This is a genomic window from Acinetobacter sp. CFCC 10889 (assembly GCF_003268395.1).
Classification (GTDB): Bacteria; Pseudomonadota; Gammaproteobacteria; order Pseudomonadales; family Moraxellaceae; genus Acinetobacter.
Genome location: NZ_LQXQ01000026.1, coordinates 1 through 22119 on the forward strand (window position 1 = coordinate 1; position 22119 = coordinate 22119).

The following is a 22119-nucleotide window of genomic DNA, read 5'->3' on the forward strand; positions in this document are numbered from 1 at the left end:
ATACACCACCCGTAATTTAAATATACTTGCACAATGGACTGAGCATGATATTGCAAAAATAAAAGTATTACTGCTGCAATTACAGCCCAATATTGCTGAAAATTTATTTATTCGGGAATTGGTGATTGAGGGAATTGACACTAAATTTATTGAACAACAGCAGCGGATTTTAACTGATTTATTGGATGTGATTCATCAAGGTGCGCTGAGTGAGCAAGGTGGTTTGTTGAAATGGCTGAATTGTCGAGATTTACCTAAGGGATGGTTGTTGATTCGTCAGCTTGATGCTGATTTTGAGGGCATGGAAATTCAGAAGATTGCAGCGAATAATATTTCACAACTTATTGTCAATGCTGAAAATATTTTAATTATTGAAAATGAGCAAAGTTGTTATGCATTGCCTAAAATTCAAAATTGTATGGCGATTGCAGGTGCAGGAAAAAACTTGTCATGGTTGACGGATTGCACATGGTTAAATACAAAAAAAAGTGGCGTATTGGGGAGATTTGGATTCTTGGGGATTGTCTTTTTTAAATATGGCGAAAGCACAAGTAATACATTTATCGACCCTTATGATGGATCAGGAGACGGTTATGCAGCATGAAAATGCCATGGTACACGAGGCTATCTCTTATAAAAAAGAATTGGCTTTTTTAAGTGCAGATGAATTGCAGTTATTCCATGATTTAACCCATGCTAAATATCAGGATAATCGTTTGGAGCAAGAACGTTTATCGAATACATTTGTCCAATCTAGAATTCAACAATGGCTTGAGAGCTAAGACAAGCAAAAAATTACTGTATTTTCAAATGAAGTCGGAACTTACACACGTCATACAGTAATTTTTGCAAGATACATTAGATTGAGCTGAATCTTAATCCAACAAACTCATTACGTCATCTTCGGTCAATTTCACTTCATTTTCATGATCAATACTGAGAATAGACTTGGCTAAATCTGCTTTGCGATGTTGTAAGGCAAGAATTTTTTCTTCAATACTTTGATTGGTAATCAATTTATAAACAAAGACAGGTTTATCTTGCCCGATGCGCCATGCACGATCCGACGCTTGATCCTCAGCAGCAGGATTCCACCAAGGATCATAGTGAATCACAGTATCAGCAGCAGTGAGGTTTAAGCCAACACCACCTGCTTTTAAACTGATCAAGAATACAGGAATATCACCATTTTGGAATGCGGTAATGACTTCATCACGTTTCCGAGTTTGTCCTGTCAGTTTGACATTGTTAATTTTGAGTTGATTCAGTTCATTTTCAATGATTTGCAACATGGTAGTGAATTGAGAGAAGATTAAAATTTTGCGACCTTCTTCGACCATATTACTGACCATTTCGAGTAATTGTTCAAGTTTAGCTGAGGCAACATTGTCATTTTTAATATGTTCTAGTTTCAGCAAACTTGGGTGACAGCAGACTTGACGTAATTTTAACAAGGCATCCAAAATCTGAATCTGACTGCGGTTAAAGCCTTTTGCTTTGATCAGATCACGAATATTTTTTTGCATCGTGGCACGTACAGCTTCATACAATTTTGACTGCTGTGCATTCATATCAATATTGATTTCAATCGTGGTTTTTTCAGGAAGTTCTTTGGCAACTTCTGTTTTTAAACGACGTAACATGAAAGGTTTAATCCGTGAAATCAGCTTATTTTTCACATGAAGATTGGCATTTTTCTCAATAGGATTGCGATATTTTTTATTAAAAATATCCTGACTGTATAAGAAGCCCGGCATGATGAAATGGAACAATGACCACAATTCACCAAGATGATTTTCCATCGGTGTGCCTGTCAGGCACAGACGATGTTTAGCTTGAATTTGGCGTGAGACCTGTGCCGCTTTGGCACGTGGATTTTTAATATTTTGTGCTTCATCCAAAATCAATAAATGATACTGATGTGCTAAAAGCTGTTCTTCATCACGGCTTAAAAGCGGGTAAGTACTGAGAACAATATCTGCATTTTCAATTTCTTGAAAATGTTCTGCACGTTGCTGACCATGTAAAACCAAGACTTTTAATTGAGGGGTAAATTTTTCCGCTTCTTTGCGCCAATTGTGCATGAGTGAGGTCGGCGCAATGATTAAAGCAGGGCATTTGTCTAAATGACCTGCTTGTTTTTCCATGAGAATATGTGCCAAAGTCTGCGCAGTTTTACCCAAACCCATATCATCAGCCAAAATACCGCCATGTTCAGTTTCACGCAAAAACTGCAACCATGCCAAACCTTGTTGCTGATAATGTCGTAGCTCTCCGTTAAAGCCTTCAGGTGTCACAATCTGTTGTTGATAGCTTTGATTGAGTTGATGTGCGAATTGAGATAAACGTTCAGAACCTTGCCACGGCATACCCAAAGTATGACCTAAATCAATCAGTTGTGCTGCATCATAGCGGTCAAAACCTGCAGATTCAGGAGATTGTAAAATCTCTTTCAGATAAATCACAATTGGTTTGATTTCTTGTACTTTGAGCGTGAGCTGCGGTTGCCCAATGCCCAAATCCAACATGAAATAGCCATCATCATCCAATTGTTCAAAGAACTCAGGCTCTAAAATGATCGGCATTCTCGTCACAAGATGGGATAATAATTTAATCAAATCATAGGTATTGCCATTTTGATCTTGAATGGTTGCACCAACTTCAAACCAATCTTGGGAATGTTCAGATTCATTTAAACTCAGTTGTAGATTTTGTGTTGGTAACAGATTAAACAAACTGTCAGGCGTATGTTCAACTTGCCAACCTGCGTGTTGCAATTGATTTTCAGGAATCAGTTGTTTGATCCAATCCGATGGATCTGCACAAAAGACTGAATTTTCAGTGACTTGATCAAAGGCAGGGCGTTTATTTTTACTGAATTTACTGATGTTTTGAAAGCTTGGAATGCTTTGTTTTAACTGCTGAATCCATTGTTTTTCAGCTTGTAAATCACGTTGTTGGCGAACAGATTTTTCATTGTGATAGACAATGATATTTTCATCAGGATGACCTGCTTGAATACGCCCACTCGGATATTCAAACTTGATTTCTGCCATCGCATAATCGTGCATGTGGGCAAGACGATCATATTGTGGGAATCCGCCAAAACGTAAGATGGGTTTGGGTTGCCCTGTGACAGTTTCAATTTTTTGTGCCAACTGCGCTTGTGGCAGATCTTCAAAAATGGCATAAGGCTGAATAACTTGCTCAAATTCTGCTAAAAGTTCAAGCGGCATTTGTGGCATATTCATTAATTCTTCCAACATTTCAATTGAGTAGGAAGACTCAAGCGCACCGACTTGCTGTGTAGACGCATCCAAATAACTCAGTGGATGAGAATAAATAATGTGAATGTGCTTGGTATGTTCAGCACTCAATTCTTGCTGTTGTGCATTTAAAAATTTGGCTTTTAATTTTTCAGTTTGTTGTTCAGGGCGTGAATGCCAATCAAACTCAAGTTGAAAACGTTCTTCAGACCATGTCAGCGCAGGATTCACGGTATTTAAACTATAACAAACACCTTTTTGAATCACCATTTTCAGTTGTTCTTGGTAAATGCCTGCAATGTCCCAAGACGGTGGATAGTAGTATGTGTTATTGAAATTTAATTTGGCAAAAAAATACAGATGATTAAAAATATTCTTGTCTTCAGCAGAAACTTTTAAGCGACCATTGGGCACATTATCATAACTTGTGTAATGCTCTGCTTTACTGATATTGCCATCTTTGGTGCGGCGTACTTTATTGACCACTAACTGTAGTTTTTTGGAATTTTTCTTCGGCTCAAAAATATAAACCAATAGTGGTAATGGTGCGTTTTTTTTCGCTTTTTCTACGGTTAATTGCTGACGGAACTGATCGAGCCATGCTTTGGCGGTGTAATGGGTGGCATGATCAGACGTTTTGACTGTGCGAAGTTCCGTTGTATTTTGTTGAAAATAATCTGTGTTGCTGTGCAGTTTTTTAAATGGTTTTTCATGTTGATGATCATAATAATAACGTGCCAATGCCGCAGCATGTTTACAATCAAAACCAACAGGGCAACTGCATTCATTTTCCACGATTTTACTTTTGGCGAGATCCACCCGAATAAAGGTTTCGTACCAATCAGTGCCTTCGATTTGTGCTTCAATGTCTAAGAGATTATTTGCAAGATGAGTATCCAAACTCGCCAATTCAATTTTTTTCACATAACTTAAACTGCGTTGAATCGTTGCAGTACTAAAGCGAGATAAAAATTGTGTCAGAGTCGTCATTGTCACATCATATCAAAAAGCAAATAGTCCAAGATTGTAATGGATTTTCCTGTCATAAAAAATCAATATTTGTGAACAAAATGAAAGTTATACTTTGGCGAAAAAGATCATGACTTTGTGGTCTAAATGATGCTTTCAGCACATTGAAAAGTTTAAAAATCTGTCAGTATAAGTTTGAAAATGAATATGGAAATACATAAAAATGAAGCCCAATCCAATTTACTACAGCCCACAACATTTTGAATTTGCTGATTCTGTACGCAAATTTGTGCAAAAAGAATTATTGCCTTATGTCAATGAATGGGAAGAAGCAGAAACATTTCCCAAAGAACTTTATAAAAAAGCCGCTGATATTGGGTTATTGGGTCTAGGTTTTGATGAAAATTATGGCGGCATTGCAGGCACAGATGCTTTTCATGTTCTGTTGTCTTCAATAGAACTTGCCAAAACAGGTTCAGGTGGCTTGTGTGCTTCCTTACTTTCACATTCGATTGGTGCGCCACCGATCAATCATTTTGCCTCGCCTGAAATTAAGGAAAGTGTGCTCACACAAATTTTGGCAGGTGAAAAAATTTCGGCATTGGCGATTACCGAACCAAGTGGTGGTTCAGATGTTGCTGCATTAAAAACTTCGGCAGTCCGTGATGGTGATGATTATATTCTCAATGGGGAAAAGACCTTTATCACCTCAGGAATACGTGCTGATTATTATACGGTTGCTGTGCGTACTGATCCTGATGCCAAAGGACCAAATGGCATTTCGATGATTCTTGTGGATGCACATAGTCAGGGTATCACCAAATCTAAACTCGATAAGATGGGATGGTGGGCATCAGATACGGCACATTTACATTTTGACAATGTCCGTGTGCCTGCAAAAAATCTTTTGGGTGCGGAAAATATGGGCTTTCTTGTGATTATGAATAATTTCAACATGGAGCGTTTTTTCCTTGCAGCAAGTAGTTATGGTTTTGCATTGACGTGTTATGAAGAGGCTTTGGAATGGGCAAAAGAGCGTAAAACTTTCGGGAAGCGTTTGGTGGATCATCAAGTGGTTCGTCATAAGTTGGTGGATATGGCGACTCGTTTAACCACAACTTTGGCGCTGCTTGAGGATACGGCTTATCGTTTGGGCAAACCTGAGTTGCAGGGCAATGAGTTGATTGCACAGATTTGTATGTTGAAAAATGTCGCAACGCAAACTATGCAATTTTGTGCTGATGCAGCGGTACAAACGTTAGGTGGTATGGGTTTTATGCGAGGAACAAAGTCTGAACGTATTTACCGTGATGTTAAAGTGAATATGATTGGTGGTGGTGCTGAAGAAATTATGAAAGATCTTGCGAGTCGTCAGTTGGGGTATTGATTTTATTTAAATAAAATGCGGTGTTAGGGAGAACACCGCATTTGAATTTTGTTTACAAAGCTGTTTTAGCCTAATGTGGCTTATTGGATCTCAAAAATCTTTTGTACTGCTGTTCTGCTTTGTCGCTATACACCGCTTTGATTGCATTTTGCATTGCCAAATTTAGATCAAATCATTCGTTGTTATAAGAAAAGTTATTATGTCGAATGATGTATTTGATATTACTCATCTTCTTCTCCATTGGTAATTTTATTGAGTTGTTCTAAAGTGATTTGTTGGACTTCAAAAATAGGTTGTTTAAGTAAAGCATTAATCGCTTTTAATTGACTAAAAGTGATATCTTCCCAATCAATATTGAGAATACAATTGCGATCTTCAGCATAAACAAGTGCAGGAATACCAAGGATTAAACTTTTTAATATTTCAGGACTTTCACTGATCTTTTCTAGAGACTGATCAAAAACATGTTCATTGAAATCATTTTCAAAGATGTAGAGTTCAAAGTCATCTGCGGTGTTGAAGTTTTCATCTGTACTGTCAAAAATATTATAATTTTCACTGCGTAAGTAGTCTTGTTCTTCATTTGACCATAAAATATAAATGGGTTTTTGTTCGTCAATTTCAATCAGTTGATAATGTAATACGCCTGAAAGTTGCGCAAATTCAAATGCATCATCTAATTCCATTTCAGGAATTTCATCATCGATTTCAAATTCTTCGCCCGTTTTTTCAAGCACAAATTGTTCTAATTTTTCATAAGTTTCTTCGCTTGCATAACCATTGCCAATATCATAATTGTTAAGGTCATCATCTGCATATAATGCTTCTACAATCAATTTTTTAAAAGCGTACTCAGCTTCAGCTTTATCCTCATAAATGGTGTGGATCCGACCTGCTTCAGGAAAAACTGTCTGAAACCACTCATCGTTATAGGCAAAGTCATTATGGCGGATGATATATTTAATTGTCATTGTATTTGTTTCCTTTGATCAAATGGAGTTAAGCAATTTTTGCTTTTAAGTCTTGCAGTTTCATGGCACTTGGCGGTACAACCGTGCCATTGTCCATCCATAACTCAAAACGCATGGGGTTAAAAAACATTGAGGGTGTAATGTCAAACTCGATAAACTTCGCTTCACTTTTGCCCATCATCGGTAAAATGGTATTTATAAACCAACTGTTATGTGTGATGAGTAATGATTTAAGTTGACCTGTCACTGACAAAGGCGAAAGCAAAGTCGTAGATAATTTGGGATCATCAATCACTTCGGTATGAAATTGTTCTAAACGTTTCGCTAAACCTTCCGTTGGAATATCTTGCATGGCTGCGACAAAATCGCCCAAAGTAGGAATAAAACGATGGTGGAAATCGACCAATAAATGATCCTTTTCACAAAGGTCTTTGACTTCGATGCTTGCACCTGCGCTGTTTTGAAAATGGTGTCCAAAGATCGGAATGATCACCTCTTGTACACCCCAAAATGTATGCAAAATCCGATGACGATTATCTGTACAAAGCATTTTTGTACTGTCGATTAAAGCATGAATGTCGATGTAGTCTTCAAGTTCACCACCACGACGCTTTTGTGAAATTTGAGCATGTTGGACTGGATTCATTGTTGTAGTTTAATTGTTTTAAAGTCAGTAGATTAGCAAAATATAATGACAATAAAAATCATTTTTTAATAGGGTACGTTAAGTTATGACGTAGGGATTTTATTTTTGTTATAGTTGATGATACAAGCTTTTTATCGCTTGGTATGAAGGTCTATAGCTCTATTTAAATATGAGATATGTGTTACTCATTCATTTTCTCAATAATGCAGTATTATCCTTAGGTGGATTGATTTTATTGCAAATTGTGCAAGCTTTAACTTAGAGAGTGAAAATGTCGAGTTTATTCATCGTCATGCTTGGTGGTCGCCATGCACGTGCCAATACCGAAGTGCATGATGTCGTTTTAGCAGTGGGTGAATCGCTTGAAGAAATTACACCACAACTGAAAAATGCATGGTTTGGTGAACAGCAAGGTTTACATATTGACGCATGGCATCAGCTGCATGGTTTGGAGTTTGAAAATAAAAACTATCAAATCCATTTTACCGATGCTCAGCCGAATAGCTCAGATGCTAAGTTGTGGCTGATTAATTTAGGTGGTTACAATGCTCATGAATTTGGTGAATTGCATCGCTATGTTCTGGTCGTTGCTCATGATTCGGCTGAAGCTAAAATGAAAGGCAAACACCAATTTGCTCAATATTGGCAAAAACCACATACCGATCGTGTCTTGGATGTCGATGATTGTATCGCCATTGATCATGTGCATGGACGTTATGTGCAATTAATCGAGGGCGACTTTGAACAAGGACAATGGGAAAATACTTATTTAACCCTTTAAAAAAATATAGAGATCTTGGTTAATACTTCTTTAGCATCTAATCAGATAAGTAACGAAGAAAAACATCAATATCATGAATATGACTCTGATTTAAGCTGAAAGCATTGTGGATCAAGTCTTTGCAGGATGCTTATCAATAAAATCGCTATGAAATATGTAAAAAAAGCATTTCGCTGATAGATCAAATCTCGTTATATTGTGCATCGTTATAATGAATCTACTAGCTGTACGCCATGTATTTATATACTGATTTCGATCAACAATTGATCAATGAACGTGTTGCACAATTCCGTGACCAAACGGAACGTTATTTAGCGGGTAAACTCACTGAAGATGAGTATCGTCCATTACGTCTACAAAACGGTTTATACGTACAGCGTTATGCGCCAATGTTACGTATCGCTGTGCCTTATGGTTTAATGAATTCCAAGCAATTACGCAAAGTTGCTGAATTGGCTCAGGAATTTGACCGTGGCTATGCGCACGTTTCTACACGTCAGAATATTCAATTTAACTGGCCTGCATTGGAAAATGTGCCTGATATGTTGCAAGAGTTGGCAACAGTTCAGATGCATGCGATCCAAACTTCAGGTAACTGTATCCGTAATACCACCACTGACCAATATGCAGGTGTGGTTGCAGGTGAAATTGCTGACCCACGTCCTACTTGTGAATTGATCCGTCAATGGTCAACTTTCCATCCAGAATTTGCATTCTTACCACGTAAATTCAAGATAGCAGTGTCTGCACTTGAGGAAGTGGATCGTGCAGCGACTTCATTCCATGATATAGGTGTATATTTAACACGCAATGAAGCGGGTGAACTCGGTTATAAAATCAAAGTTGGTGGTGGCTTAGGTCGTACCCCAATTATTGGTTCTATGATTCGTGAATGGTTACCACGTGAAGATTTAATTGCTTATCTTGAAGCAGTTCTTCGTGTGTATAACTTACATGGTCGCCGTGACAATAAATACAAAGCACGTATTAAAATTTTGGTAAAAGCATTAACCCCTGCGGTATTTGCTGAAAAAGTTGAAGCTGAATTTGCTGAAACAATCAAAACATTAAAAGTTGATGCAGATACGTTGAAGAAAATGGATGAGGAATTCACACCATTTACGTATCAAGATTATGCAGATGAAGATTTCACTGCACAATTTGCAGAGCATCCAAAATTCAAGCAATGGTTCAATATTAATACCAATGCACACAAAGTTGCAGGCTATCGTATCGTGACGATTTCTCTGAAACGTGCGGGTGTTGCACCGGGTGATATGACCACTGAAGAAATGAATTTGATTGCTGATCTTGCAGATAAATACACGTTTGGTGAACTTCGTACGACACACGAACAGAACATTTCTTTGGTCGATGTACCACAAAAAGACTTGTTTGAATTGTGGCAAATCCTTGAAAAGAATAACCTTGCTCGTGCGCATATTGGTTTCATTACCGATATTATTTGCTGTCCAGGTGGTGATTTCTGTTCATTGGCAAATGCGAAATCAATTCCAATTTCAGAAGCGATTTCACGTCGTTTTGATGACTTAGATACCATTTATAACCTTGGTAAAATTGATCTCAATATTTCAGGTTGTATGAATGCCTGTGGTCACCACCATGTGGGTAATATTGGTATTTTGGGTGTAGATAAAAAAGGCGCTGAATTCTACCAAATCTCTTTAGGTGGAAATGCAGACCACGATGCTTCACTTGGTGACATCTTAGGACCATCATTCTCAGCAGAAGTGATTCCTGATATTGTGGATGAAATTTTGAATACGTATCTTGATCTTCGTAATGAAGGTGAAGAGTTTATCGAAACTTATCGTCGTGTCGGCATTCAGCCATTTAAGGAGCGTGCATATGCTTAATACAGCACTTCAAGTCCTCTCTAAAGATGGCACAATTGCAGATAATACGTATCAGATCATTGCTGAAGATGGCGTATTACCACAAGGTGATGTGTTATTGACTGCTGAGCAATTGGATCAAATTGCCAATGTGTCAGGTAAAAAAGCCTTATTCATCACTGTAGATACTTCTCCTGAAGTAAATCAGTTTCCACTTGATCAGCTCGATGCAATCTTTATTGATTTTGCGGGCTTTAATGATGGTCGTGGTTATTCATTTGCTGCGTTGTTACGTCGCCAAGGCTATCAAGGCGAGCTTCGTGCCACAGGTGATGTGTTTAAAGACGTTTTAAATTACATGAAGCGTTCAGGTTTCGATACTTTCGTGATTAAAGAAGGTAAAGATATTACTGAAGCAGCGGCAGGTTTGGGGGATTTTACCAATCCTTATCAAGCGTCGACTGCGGTTGCACAAGCAAGTTATCAAACAGGTGCTTAAGCCTATTTGACACTCAAGAGCCTGCATTAAGCAGGCTTTTTTATTTGTGTAATAGAAGAAAATTAAAAATTATATCTATATGTTTTTTATTCAGTTAATTTAATGTGTTAAGGTATTCAGCGGTTTGTATCTACGAGACTTAAGTGTCGTGATGCTTTTTATAATCTAGGTGATTTATAAGCATAGTGGAGTTCTTATTAAGTCTGAAAGTGCTGAATAATGCGTAGTTAAATTAATAATGAAAGTTCTTTTTCTCTATAAAGCATGAGAAAAGATCAAAACTCTATAAGAGAATGAAAGGGTGATTTTTTATATAAACCTCTCCCTAGCCCTCTCCTAGGAGGAGAGGGAACTTTTATTATGAATTTAATATGATTCAGAATTTGATTTTACGTAAGAAATTTCATGATAAATATCATATTTTAAAGCTTATTAATTTCTGGATGCTTTATTTAGAAGTGACCTTGTTTTTATGCAAAATTCTATTCGTGTCGGTATTGCAGGTTATGGCAACCTTGGACGTGGTGTTGAAACTGCGATTCAAAAAAATCCTGATTTACAATTGGTTGGTATTTTCAGTCGTCGTGATCCTGCAACAGTTTCTCCATGCTTTGCTGAAACTCAAGTTTATGCAATGGATTCGTTAAGTGATTTCCAAGATAAAATTGATGTATTAATTTTATGTGGTGGTTCGAAAGATGATTTGCCACAACAAGGTCCAATCTTGGCAAGCCAATTCAATACTGTAGACAGTTTCGATACCCATGCACGTATTCCTGAATATTTTGCTGCGGTGGATGCACCTGCTTTGGCAAACAAGAAAACTGCCATGATTTCGATTGGTTGGGATCCAGGCATGTTCTCAATCAACCGTTTATTTGGTGAAGCATTATTACCTGATGGTGAAACTTATACGTTTTGGGGTAAAGGTTTGAGCCAAGGTCATTCTGATGCAATTCGCCGTGTAGAGGGTGTGAAAGCAGGTGTGCAATATACAATTCCATCAACGGATGCGATTGAAAAAGTTCGTAGTGGTTCACGTCCAACGTTGACAACCAAAGAAAAGCATCAACGTGAATGTTATGTCGTTCTTGCAGAGGGTGCAGATGCAAAAGCGGTTGAGCAGGCGATCGTGACCATGCCTGACTATTTTGCTGACTACAACACTACTGTAAATTTCATTGATGAAGAAACACTGAAAAAAGATCACCAAAAAATGCCACATGGTGGTTTTGTGATCCGTAGTGGTAATACCAGTGATGAACAGAATCAAGTGGTTGAATTTTCATTGAAACTCGACAGTAATCCTGAGTTTACAGCGAGTGTTTTAGTGGCTTATGCACGTGCATGTTATCGCTTAAATCAGATGCAACAGTATGGTGCGAAAACAGCATTTGATGTTGCACCTGGTTTATTGTCAATGAAATCGCCTGAGCAATTGCGTAAAGAATTGCTCTAAGTAACATTGAAAATTGAACTGAAAGCCGAATGAAAATTCGGCTTTTTTATCGCTAAAATGAATGTCTGAAAAATGGATATATCGTGTAATGCTAGTGGTTTTAAAGCACTTGGGCTAAAATTCGCCCACGATAACCTCAATGAAAATAACCATGTCTTTATTACTTGCAAAAATAAATCCTGGCGTCATTTGGCTGTTGATCGCAATTGCGACAGATGTACTCTCTACTTTTTATTCTGCCAAAGGTAATGGCTTGGTCAATAAAGTCGATCAAGGCATTGCTTTGGTTTTATATATTATTTCATTTGCCTGTGCTGCTTATGCACTTAAGTTTATGCAAGCAGGGATTCTCTATGTGTTGTGGTCGGGCATTGGGGTCATTGCAACAGCGTTGTTGGCGAAAGCATTTTTGGGGCAAAACATTGATCTGGCAGGATGGGTGGGTATTGCCTTTATTACCATTGGCTTGACCATTATTGCGCAGTTTTCAAATATAGATGTGTAGTATATTTTTGAATATTCAATCTCAAATTATGTTATGAGTAGATGAAATAATTTAAGACTAAAATGATATTCATGTGGGATTTTTTTAAAAAACTATTTTCTAATAAAGAAAATAAAGATGAGTTGAACATTCAAAACAAAGAAATAGACCAAGTTCCTGATGTTAGTCAAAAATTATCAGAATCAACCATTCCAAAGAATGACGAAACTCAGGAAATAGTCCATTCAAATTTTGATTCTCGTAAAGAAGAAGATAATTATGTGTATGGATTTAGCCATAAAAAATTATCTGAATTTGAAATATTACTTTTAAAATTAAAAGATTATAGTGGTTATATTCGACAGAAGACTTTAGAAAGCTTGGCTAATTGTTTTGATACTGAGCTATTTCCACATTTGCTTAATCGTTTAAGTGATTATATTCCGATTAATCGTCAATTAGCCGCTGAACAGATCACCAAGTGGAGTGAACGTCCTGAGTTTTCTCAATTGTGTATGGTTCATTTTCTTGAAATTACAACATTGCAAAAGCGGGAGCGTACAGAACAAAGGGTATTTCAGTTACTTTTAGAAAAAATTGGTCAAAATCAAAAAGTACTACAAGAGGGTTTAACTGAGCAACAAGGTCTTTTGCCTAGAGAATTATTAAAATTTACGATCCAACAGCAATGGATTGAATCCGCTGTATTATTTGAACTGTGTAAAAATGCAAAAGATCAACATGTTCGGGCGTATTGGTTAGAGAATCTTATTTTAAATCAAAATGATATTGAACTTATTGCTGAACTTAAAGAAACGAAATATCGTGATGTGAAATATCGTTTATTTGATGTGTTGTATCAAAGACAAGCATTGAAAACGGATGATTTAATTGACATGTGGCACAGTTCATATGTCTCAGTTATGGATTATGCTTATTTTACTTTAAGACAACAAGAATTTGATTTTAATAATTATTTTTTGAAAAATCCATTACATACATTAACTCATGCACAAGCGCGAATTCGTGCATATCAGTGGATTATGATGAAAGGGGATTTAGCACAGTTCTATCAAATATTGGATCAAGTTGAAAATCATACCATTGTAAAAGCTTTAATGAAGTATGCAGTAAAACAGCAGTATATTCAGTTTGAACAGTATCTTAACTATTTTCAGAACATTGGACAAAAACTAGTTTTAGCAGATGTGCTTAAAACGAAGAAATTGAGTAAACATCATCTGAATGTAGATGAACTTCAACAGATGACCTTGTTGCTTGATGATGAAGTGACCTTACAGCAAAAGCTTGATTGGGTGGAGGATTTGCATGTTTGGGATAAATTATATTGGTATGTGATCCAATTTTCTCATGATCAAACGTTAGAGGAAAAAGCCCTTTTTAGACAAGTAACAGATCATTTAATGCTAAACATGCAATATATTACACATTCACCTGCTTGGTCATCGGAACAGATGTACTCTTTTCGACAAAAACTCCCTGTTTTTATACAAGCATTTCCGCAAGTATTGGAACATCAAAAAATCAGACAGATACTGCAAACAAAATTGAATATTGCCAATCTAGATCATTAAAACTGAGGGATCTGAAAAGATTACATTCCTCATTTGCATTGATTTATGTAGCTGTAAGTTGGCAATTCACCATGTATTGAATCCCAAATTGATGAGTGAGTGTGCCATATTGAAAATGCAAATCATGATTCAGTTACATGATGCAGCCCATTTTTGTTTTGAATCTTTAATTTAATAGTGGCTAGCTTAATTTTTACTGAAATATTTGTAATGATCTATGAAAAACCCCTCAAAATTGAAGGGTTTTAAAATTATATTTATTTGAAATATAAGGGAAATATTCTAAAATTAAAGAATTTCAATAGCAACCGCAGTCGCTTCACCGCCACCAATACACAGTGCTGCAATACCTTTCTTGCCACCTGTGCGTTTTAAAGCATGGATCAAGGTCAGGATAATACGTGAACCTGTAGAACCAACAGGATGACCCAAGGCACACGCACCACCATTGATATTGACTTTTTCAGCATCCAGTTTGAAATCATCGATTGGGCACATCGTCACCATGGCAAATGCTTCATTAATTTCCCAAAGATCAACGTCTTGAGCATCCCAACCTGTTTGATTCAAGACTTTTTGGATTGCACCAACAGGGGCAATGGTGAATTCTGAAGGATGTTGTGAATTTGAAGCATAAGCAACAATTTTAGCCAATGGCTTTAAGCCTTTGGCAGCAGCATTGTCCGCAGAAGTCAGTACAAGTGCTGATGCACCATCAGAGATCGAGCTTGCATTAGCAGCCGTAATTGTACCGTCTTTAGCAAAAGCTGGACGTAGTGTTGGAATTTTTTCGATGTTGGCATTGAACGGTTGTTCATCTTTATCAACAATTACATCGCCTTTACGACCTGAAACTGTAACAGGGACAATTTCATCTACAAAATAGCCTTCAGTAATCGCAGTTTGCGCACGTTTCAATGAGCGAATTGCAAATTCATCCATTTGTTCACGGGTATAGTGGCGAGTGTTTGCCATATCTTGTGCAAAAGAACCCATCAGACGACCAGTTTCAGCATCTTCCAAGCCATCAAAGAACATATGATCTTTCACTTCGCCATGTCCCATACGGTAGCCACCACGTGCTTTTGGCAGTAAATAAGGCGCATTGGTCATGGATTCCATACCACCAGCAACGATGACATGAGCAGAACCAGCTTTAATTGCATCAGCCGCTTGCATTACTGCTTTCATACCCGAGCCACACAATTTATTGATGGTGACTGCACCGGTAGAATCGGGTAGACCCGCTTGACGCATGGCTTGACGGGCAGGACCCTGCTTTAAACCAGCAGGAAGTACACAGCCCATAATGACTTCTTCGATATCGTTTGCTGTTAAACCTGCACGTGCGACAGCTTCTTTAATTACAGTTGCACCAAGCGCAGGTGCTGTGACACTTGCAAGACTACCTTGAAAACCGCCCATTGCAGTACGTGCACCATTGACAATTACGATGTCAGTCATTGTTGTATTCTCCAATTTACTTGTCGTTGATTATTTTTCAGAACTTAAGCAGTATAAGTAAAAAGCATGCAGAATAAAGTAGCTAATCTATATAAATGTAGACGCTAGAGACTATATTTATAGTACAAGGTTTAACATGTGGAAATTGTTTGTTTTCTAAAATGTGACATTGGACTGAGAATAAGGCGGAGGTGTTGAATTGAATGACTTAGATTGCAATAGTAGAAACTTCCTGAAGATCCTTTTGGTAAACCCGTTTCTCCCTGAAATGCAATTACTTTTGGATGAGTAGCGCCACCCGCCCATTTCAGTGTTCCATAGTGTAGATTTATTGGAGTTGTAGCCAAAATTATTTCATTTGCATCATTTCTTTTATTTTTATTAAGATCTAGAAAGATCAAAATACCCAGAGCCCATTGATCATTTTGGCATGTATTTAGATTTGCAGAAGAACAAATCACGACATCAGTGTGGTGTAATACAGCGCTATTCTTAGCAAGTTTAATTTGTTGATCCAATAAAGGAAAAATATTTTTTTGTTCATTTTCTTGCAGTATATGAAGAAAATATGGAGCTGCAACACATGCAATAATTCCGATAATACACATACAAACAATGAGCTCAACAAGGGTTAAACCATGCTGTTTATAATAGAAATACATGATTTGTTCTACTTTTCAATAAATTAAGTTTATGAGTTTTAATGTTTTTCTAATTATTTATACAGTTCGCAATAAGTTTTTAAAATAGGTATTACTATCGTATTGTTTTACTGCTAAAATAACGAACAGTTAAAAGAGTAAGGTATTCACAAATATAATCGAGTAAAAATTTACCGAATTACAACGGAAATTGTAAGTAATTTTGTCAATAATACGCTTGATTAAAGTTATCAAGCACTTGGAAAAAGTCTCAAGTGTTTGTATGATTCAACGTGAGTAGCTTAAAAATAATACTGGGGTATATAGAAAGCTTATCTCAGGAAGCCAAAAGTTTTAGGCTGAGTTTGAACAACAATTGTTATCTCTGGAGGATATCCATGAAATTGAGTCGTATCGCACTTGCTATGCTTGTTGCTGCGCCATTGGCTGCAGCTAACGCTGGTGTAACTGTAACTCCGTTATTAGTTGGTTACACTTTTCAAGATTCTGAGCACAATAACCGTAACTTAACAGATAGCCATGAATTACAAGATGACTTATTTGTTGGTGCTGCTCTTGGTGTTGAATTAACTCCATGGTTAAGTGCTGAAGTTGAATATAACCAAGTGAAAGGCGATGTTGACCCTACCGCTGGTGAGTATAAACAACAACAAATCAACGGTAACTTATTGGTTACTTCTGATTTGATCACTAAAGACTATGACAGCAAAATCAAACCTTACGTATTAGTAGGTGCTGGTCACTATAAATACGATTTTGATGCGCCTGCATTGAAATATCGTGACGGTGAAGAAGGCACTTTAGCTAATGCTGGTGGCGGTGTATTTTGGCGTTTAAATGATGCTTTGTCTCTTCGTACAGAAGCTCGTGCAACTTATAACATCGATGAAGATTTTTGGAACTATACAGCTTTAGCTGGTCTTAACGTAGTTCTTGGTGGTCACTTGAAACCTGCTGCGCCTGTAGTAGAAGTTACTCCAGTACCTGAAGTTGCTCCAACTCCAGTTCAGCCAGTTCCACAAGAAATCACTGAACCACTTAACATGGAACTTCGTGTATTCTTTGATACAAACAAATCAAATATCAAAGCACAATACAAACCAGAAATCGCTAAGGTTGCTGAGAAGTTAAATGAATTCCCGAATGCGACTGCTCGTATTGAAGGTCACACAGATAACACTGGTCCACGTAAGTTAAACGAACGTTTATCTTTGGCTCGTGCTAACTCTGTTAAATCTGCTCTTGTAAGCGAATTCAACATTGATGCATCTCGTTTGTCTACTCAAGGTTTCGCTTGGGATCAACCGATTGCTGACAACAAAACTAAAGAAGGTCGTGCTATGAACCGTCGCGTATTCGCTGCGATTTCTGGTAGCCGTACTGTTCTAGCTCAACCAGCTCAATAATATATTGAGTCACTGAGTGATAAAGAACGACTCTTCGGAGTCGTTTTTTTATGCCTAATATTTTAAGCATGGTATATTCTGCTTTGAAATAGATGAGGATCAAAGATCATGGGCATGCCCGATGAAATTTTAAATTTGCCTTCAAATTGTGGTGTTTTTGCTTTATGGTGTGTGATTCGACAATATATGTTGGATGTTCAACCGACTCAATTAATTGAACTTTCTCGGCATGATACTGAGGATGGTACATTTAGTATAGGTTTAGCTGTAGCATTATATAAGTTGGGTTTTGAGGTGTCTTTTTATACAGATGACGATCCAAATCAACAGGCTAAAGAAAAGATCGCCTATGCTGAGGCGGAACAACTCGGTATTCCTATTTTACCTGCATTGAGTTATCAAAATATTCAAAATGAAATGGAAGATAATCAAGCTTTAGTGATCGTTTTTTATGATGATTTGGATGGTGTGGGAAATCATTCATTGGTATATAGCATTGAAGATAAAGAAATTTGCTTTTTTGACAGTTTGGAACCGATGTCACGAGAAGTATTTGAGCAACAACGACAAGTAGAGGGAATCTGTCAGCAAGCAATCGTGATTCATTGTTATCATGCTGTTGAATCTTTACACTTAAATTAGAATATAAATCCTGAGGTTCAGCAGACAAATCCACTGAACCTTGATCTGTTAGAATCTAAAACTGAAGAGATTTTTATTTTTAACAGTTTTATTTACAGGCTTCATTTAAAATAAATTAAGCACTTATCCAATCAATTTTACGTAACAATTGTTTAGATTGTTTGCGTTCTCGACGATGCATAGCTTTAGGTTTTTCAGTTTCATGCATGCCACTTTTATGTAACAGTGGCGACAAGGCAACAGGATTACGTGCTTTAATTTTCGGCATTTTTTTCAGTTTCATGATGGACGCCTTTTAACCTTTAATACACATGACTTGTTTAAGGGTATGTACCACCTCAATTAAGTCGGTTTGATTTGCCATGACTTCATCAATGTCTTTATAAGCACTCGGAATTTCATCCACCACGCCTTTATCCTTACGACATTCAATGCCTTCGGTTTGAGCAATCAAATCTTGCTGACTAAACAGATTTTTGGCTTTGCTGCGACTCATTTTACGACCTGCACCATGCGAGCATGAGCAGAACGAATCAGGATTGCCTTTACCTTTGACAATGAATGATTTCGCACCCATTGAACCAGGAATAATGCCGTATTCATCTGTACCTGCACGAATTGCACCTTTACGGGTCACAAAGACTTCTTCACCAAAATGCAGCTCTTTTTGTACATAATTATGATGACAATTAATCGCTTCTTTGGTCATTTGAAAGCTCGGCAACAGTGGACGAATGGCTTCTAAAATCAGACGCATCATTTCACGGCGGTTTTCATAGGCATATTCTTGCGCCCATTCTACAGCTTCAAAATAATCATCAAAACTGTTTGAACCTTCAGCAAAATAAGACAAATCTTTGTCAGGCACATGCCCAAAACGACTTTGCGCTTCTTTCTTGGCACGTTCAATAAAATATGTGCCAATCACATTGCCCAAACCACGACTGCCTGAATGTAACATGATCCAAACATCATTATTTTCATCCAAACACAGCTCGATAAAATGATTACCACCACCAAGCGTCCCGATCTGTTTTTGCCAAGTCGAATCGAAATGACGCAACATACGTTTCAGCGCAGGGTGTTTATCGGTGATCAGTTTTAAGCGTTTATCGAGTGGTGCAAGCGTTGAAGCTTTGGCTTTGATTTGCTTATGCATTTCAAAACCGACAGGCACTTTACGTTCAATGGCATTACGTAAGGCACTTAAATTATCAGGCAATTGTTCAGCCTTTAAACTCAAACGCATCGCATTCATGCCACAACCAATATCCACACCGACTGCGCAGGAATAATCGCATTTTTGGTTGGAATAACACTGCCGACGGTTGCGCCTTTGCCGAGATGCACATCAGGCATTACTGCAATATGTGAATGAATAAATTGTAATTGCGCCATTTTACGCAATTGGGTCATGCTTTCTTCATCAATGTCGTTGGTATAAATTTTTACAGGAACGCCGTAATCTGCACGTGCGTTCAGAATTTTTTGTATGCCCATGATCTTTTCTCTAAGCAATTTTATATTTGTCCGAATATTCTTTGACCTATTTTCAGGCATAAAAAAACCCAACGAATGCTGGGTTAAGAATCTTGGCATTCGGACACTTTAATTCAGCAAGTGTCCGTGAGCGACATCATTGCTGTGTTAGTTTGTAGTATTTTCCAATGTCAGCATGTTGATGTCCTCCTATAAAATCTTTTGGAAAAGATGAATCGAATTTGGCGCTATTCTAGAATTAAAAAATAATCTGTCAATATGTTTTTTGGATTATTTTTGGCTGATTTTGACTTTTTTTTATGGAGAATAAGATCTAATAATATGTTTTATATAGATTTAAATTTAGAGTCCATTTTATTTTTCAGGATCATTGCAGGGATGGTCATGTAAAATAAAATCTTGCCATGTCTGTGGATAGCTTTGTTGTAAAAATTGCTGAAAATTTGAAAAAGACACTAATTTTCCACCGCTATAAACTTTAAATTTGGCTTGAATTTGGTCAAGACATGAAAAGACCCGTGATGACTGACAATGTGGAAAAATTGTCGCACATTGCTGAAAATCTTCAGCAATCCGTTGCTCCATTTCATCGATATTTAAATAGTCATATTGCATCGCACCTTGCCACGGATTTTTGATATTGGTGACATCATAAATTTTAAAATCATCTTGCACATCATGATGATATTGCTGATTAAAAAATGGATCATAGCCATGCCGTGTGAGATAACAACGTGATAAATAATAGACTTGATCTAAAGTAATGTGAAACTCCTGACAAATTTTCAGGATATTCGCTATGCCTGTTTTGGCATGTGTGACATATGGGAAATGTTTGGCATCCTGATCTAAAGCCAAACCTTGTGAACCTTCAAAAATACATGAATATTGTTGTAAATTTGGACAAGACAAACTGTAATGTGAGGCATACAGTTCCTCGTATTTTTCAGCAATAATGGCAATATTGTCCGCATCAAGACAAAACAAAACTGTCTTTTTAAGTTCTGCATTTAAAGTATCTAAATGCATTTGATCATACTGATTTAAAAACTTGAGAAAGTACGCATGTATTTTCCTTAAAATGTCGATGCTCTGAGAAAGATCTTGTACCGAAAAAGGCACACTGACTTGTCGTTGAATACATTCATTCAGTCCATTTCCTGTTGAGCCATGTCGTTGTTCACCTGCAAAATGCTCCTTTAAACGGTTGATCACCACATCATACGGTGTGACCAAACGACAGCGTGGATCAATATAAATCGGTGCATCATAAGCAGGAAATTTCTGTTTTAAACTGTGATGCTCACGTGCGAGCGCCACAGGGTCAACAATAAAATATTGCGATAAATAGGTCGGTGCATTGCGAAATCCACCGCTACCGATACTGCTGAAAGCATGATAAAGCGTTAAATTTTTATAGACGGTATGTGTGGCATTATTTGAGCCGCTATAACGAATCACCATACAGTCTTGCTGCTGCTCCTGTAATTTTTTGACCCAATAATCTACAGTTTTACCTTTCGATTCATCGCCAAAATTTGCCCCAATCACCGCAATATTTTTCATTGTTTAACTCGCCTATGTGATCAATTAAAAAACCAAACCTTCATGCGTAGTCGCAGGTAAATGCTGAATGGCTTCTTTGACCACCAAAGCGGTATTGCCATCCCAACTGCTTAAAATCGCAGCTTTATCTTTGCCTGCTTTTACTTCCAAAATACTGACAATCACCTCAGAAAGTTTGTGATGATCACGACAGACTATGGCATTTTCACCAAGCAATTGTCGCCACGGACGGGTCACGCTGTCCAAACCATAATGCGTTGGGTGGCTTCCTTCGGACATAATGATATGAAATGGAATATAGGATTGTGACACCATTTTAATCAGTTGTTTAAAAGGTAAATTATGCTCGGTTTGAATGCCGAAGACATTTTCAATGATGGCAGGTGTCAGCGTTTCAGGCGGTGGCTCATCACCAATGGTAAATAAAAAGCCTTTTTGATTGCGTTTCAGCATGGCATCAGTTTTGGTCATGGTCGCAGCAAAATAATATGGTAAATCATAAGATTCCATGTCATTGCCGCCACCCATACAGCCATCAATCCAAAATTTTTCTAAACCATCAGTTAATAGATCGCATTGAGATTCAAATTGCCCCACCTGAAAGGGAGCAGGGTCACCGACCATCGCATCACCAATGCCACAGAATAAAACTTGTGGGTCAGACACAGGTTTGCGGGTATAAATTTCCTTAAAAAGTTCACCTAAACCTGTTTGGATGATGTAGGTCAAAATACCGCTCATACTGCCTGTAAAATCCAATCCAATGATGATGGGTGTTGAATTGGGATTGCTGTCGGAATCGCAAGATTCACGTACGCCATTTTTAATTTTTTTCGGATCGACATCATCAAGGAGTTGGTGTGTGGTGTAAATGTCGTGCAGGCTTTTGCCTTTATAGCCACTCGATTTACGACTCCAATCATCGATACTAAAGCTTGAACCGCCCATGGTTATTCTCCTGTTTAT

The 22119-nt window shown here is 37.5% G+C and carries 19 protein-coding genes and 1 pseudogene; 11 read left to right on the forward strand and 9 right to left on the reverse strand.

The window, feature by feature from the left end; all coding sequences use genetic code 11:
- Together AVJ19_RS11380 and AVJ19_RS22675 are read left to right on the forward strand one after the other, a co-directional pair.
- Positions 1-604, forward strand: a 604-nt coding sequence (locus AVJ19_RS11380; protein ID WP_265736085.1) for a DUF3322 domain-containing protein, incomplete at its 5' end; no start/stop codon positions are given.
- Positions 537-782, forward strand: coding sequence for a Wadjet anti-phage system protein JetD domain-containing protein (locus AVJ19_RS22675; RefSeq protein WP_265736086.1), 246 nt, complete (start codon positions 537-539; stop codon positions 780-782). The genes AVJ19_RS11380 and AVJ19_RS22675, both read left to right, overlap by 68 nt.
- Positions 783-875: 93 nt before the next feature.
- Here the strand turns inward: AVJ19_RS22675 and AVJ19_RS11390 are convergent, their stop codons facing one another.
- Positions 876-4256: a DEAD/DEAH box helicase gene (locus tag AVJ19_RS11390; RefSeq protein ID WP_111859819.1), complete on the reverse strand. Its 3381-nt coding sequence runs from the start codon at positions 4254-4256 to the stop codon at positions 876-878.
- Positions 4257-4458: 202 nt separating this feature from the next.
- Between AVJ19_RS11390 and AVJ19_RS11395 the strand changes: the two genes are divergently transcribed.
- Entirely contained in the window at positions 4459-5622 is a 1164-nt protein-coding gene (locus AVJ19_RS11395; protein WP_111859820.1) for an acyl-CoA dehydrogenase family protein, read from the forward strand.
- Positions 5623-5843: 221 nt separating this feature from the next.
- On the opposite strand, the gene AVJ19_RS11400 is transcribed toward AVJ19_RS11395, so the two are convergent.
- Positions 5844-6593 (reverse strand): hypothetical protein, encoded by a 750-nt coding sequence (locus AVJ19_RS11400; RefSeq protein ID WP_111859821.1) that lies wholly within the window; start codon positions 6591-6593, stop codon positions 5844-5846.
- Between the two features lie 28 nt (positions 6594-6621).
- Positions 6622-7239, reverse strand: coding sequence for a DUF6915 family protein (locus AVJ19_RS11405; protein ID WP_111859822.1), 618 nt, complete (start codon positions 7237-7239; stop codon positions 6622-6624).
- Positions 7240-7510: 271 nt separating this feature from the next.
- Between AVJ19_RS11405 and AVJ19_RS11415 the strand changes: the two genes are divergently transcribed.
- The 6 genes from AVJ19_RS11415 (at position 7511) to AVJ19_RS11440 (ending at position 13913) form a co-directional block, all read left to right on the forward strand.
- Positions 7511-8020, forward strand: a complete 510-nt coding sequence (locus AVJ19_RS11415) for a DUF1543 domain-containing protein (RefSeq protein ID WP_111859823.1) — start codon at positions 7511-7513, stop codon at positions 8018-8020.
- Positions 8021-8253: 233 nt separating this feature from the next.
- Entirely contained in the window at positions 8254-9897 is a 1644-nt protein-coding gene (locus tag AVJ19_RS11420; RefSeq protein WP_111859824.1) for a nitrite/sulfite reductase, read from the forward strand.
- The gene (locus AVJ19_RS11425) at positions 9890-10375 is read left to right on the forward strand and encodes a DUF934 domain-containing protein (protein ID WP_111859825.1); all 486 of its coding nucleotides are present in this window, start codon (positions 9890-9892) and stop codon (positions 10373-10375) included. Before AVJ19_RS11420 ends, AVJ19_RS11425 begins: the two co-directional genes overlap by 8 nt.
- 472 nt (positions 10376-10847) lie before the next feature.
- Entirely contained in the window at positions 10848-11834 is a 987-nt protein-coding gene (locus tag AVJ19_RS11430) for a diaminopimelate dehydrogenase (protein ID WP_111859826.1), read from the forward strand.
- Between the two features lie 151 nt (positions 11835-11985).
- Positions 11986-12339, forward strand: a complete 354-nt coding sequence (locus AVJ19_RS11435; RefSeq protein WP_111859827.1) for a DMT family transporter — start codon at positions 11986-11988, stop codon at positions 12337-12339.
- Between the two features lie 71 nt (positions 12340-12410).
- Positions 12411-13913: a hypothetical protein gene (locus tag AVJ19_RS11440; RefSeq protein WP_111859828.1), complete on the forward strand. Its 1503-nt coding sequence runs from the start codon at positions 12411-12413 to the stop codon at positions 13911-13913.
- 288 nt (positions 13914-14201) lie between these two features.
- Here AVJ19_RS11440 and AVJ19_RS11445 read toward each other — a convergent pair whose 3' ends face one another.
- Together AVJ19_RS11445 and AVJ19_RS11450 are read right to left on the reverse strand one after the other, a co-directional pair.
- Complete coding sequence (locus AVJ19_RS11445) at positions 14202-15377, reverse strand: thiolase family protein (RefSeq protein ID WP_111859829.1); 1176 nt, start codon at positions 15375-15377, stop codon at positions 14202-14204.
- Positions 15378-15508: 131 nt separating this feature from the next.
- The gene (locus AVJ19_RS11450; protein ID WP_111859830.1) at positions 15509-16039 is read right to left on the reverse strand and encodes a GspH/FimT family pseudopilin; all 531 of its coding nucleotides are present in this window, start codon (positions 16037-16039) and stop codon (positions 15509-15511) included.
- Between the two features lie 377 nt (positions 16040-16416).
- Between AVJ19_RS11450 and omp38 the strand changes: the two genes are divergently transcribed.
- Complete coding sequence (omp38, locus tag AVJ19_RS11455; RefSeq protein WP_111859831.1) at positions 16417-17445, forward strand: outer membrane protein Omp38; 1029 nt, start codon at positions 16417-16419, stop codon at positions 17443-17445.
- Positions 17446-17553: 108 nt separating this feature from the next.
- Positions 17554-18087, forward strand: a complete 534-nt coding sequence (locus AVJ19_RS11460; protein WP_111859832.1) for a peptidase C39 — start codon at positions 17554-17556, stop codon at positions 18085-18087.
- A gap of 115 nt (positions 18088-18202) precedes the next feature.
- Here the strand turns inward: AVJ19_RS11460 and AVJ19_RS22220 are convergent, their stop codons facing one another.
- The 4 genes and pseudogenes from AVJ19_RS22220 to AVJ19_RS11475 form a co-directional block, all read right to left on the reverse strand.
- A complete protein-coding gene (locus tag AVJ19_RS22220) occupies positions 18203-18370 on the reverse strand; it encodes a hypothetical protein (RefSeq protein ID WP_171334199.1) in 168 nt (55 codons plus the stop codon).
- A 12-nt stretch (positions 18371-18382) separates the two neighbouring features.
- A pseudogene (locus tag AVJ19_RS11465) lies at positions 18383-19587 on the reverse strand (RtcB family protein).
- A 354-nt stretch (positions 19588-19941) separates the two neighbouring features.
- Positions 19942-21153 (reverse strand): adenylosuccinate synthetase, encoded by a 1212-nt coding sequence (locus AVJ19_RS11470; RefSeq protein ID WP_111859833.1) that lies wholly within the window; start codon positions 21151-21153, stop codon positions 19942-19944.
- Between the two features lie 24 nt (positions 21154-21177).
- Positions 21178-22101: a hypothetical protein gene (locus AVJ19_RS11475; RefSeq protein WP_111859834.1), complete on the reverse strand. Its 924-nt coding sequence runs from the start codon at positions 22099-22101 to the stop codon at positions 21178-21180.
- Between the last annotated feature and the right edge of the window lie 18 nt (positions 22102-22119).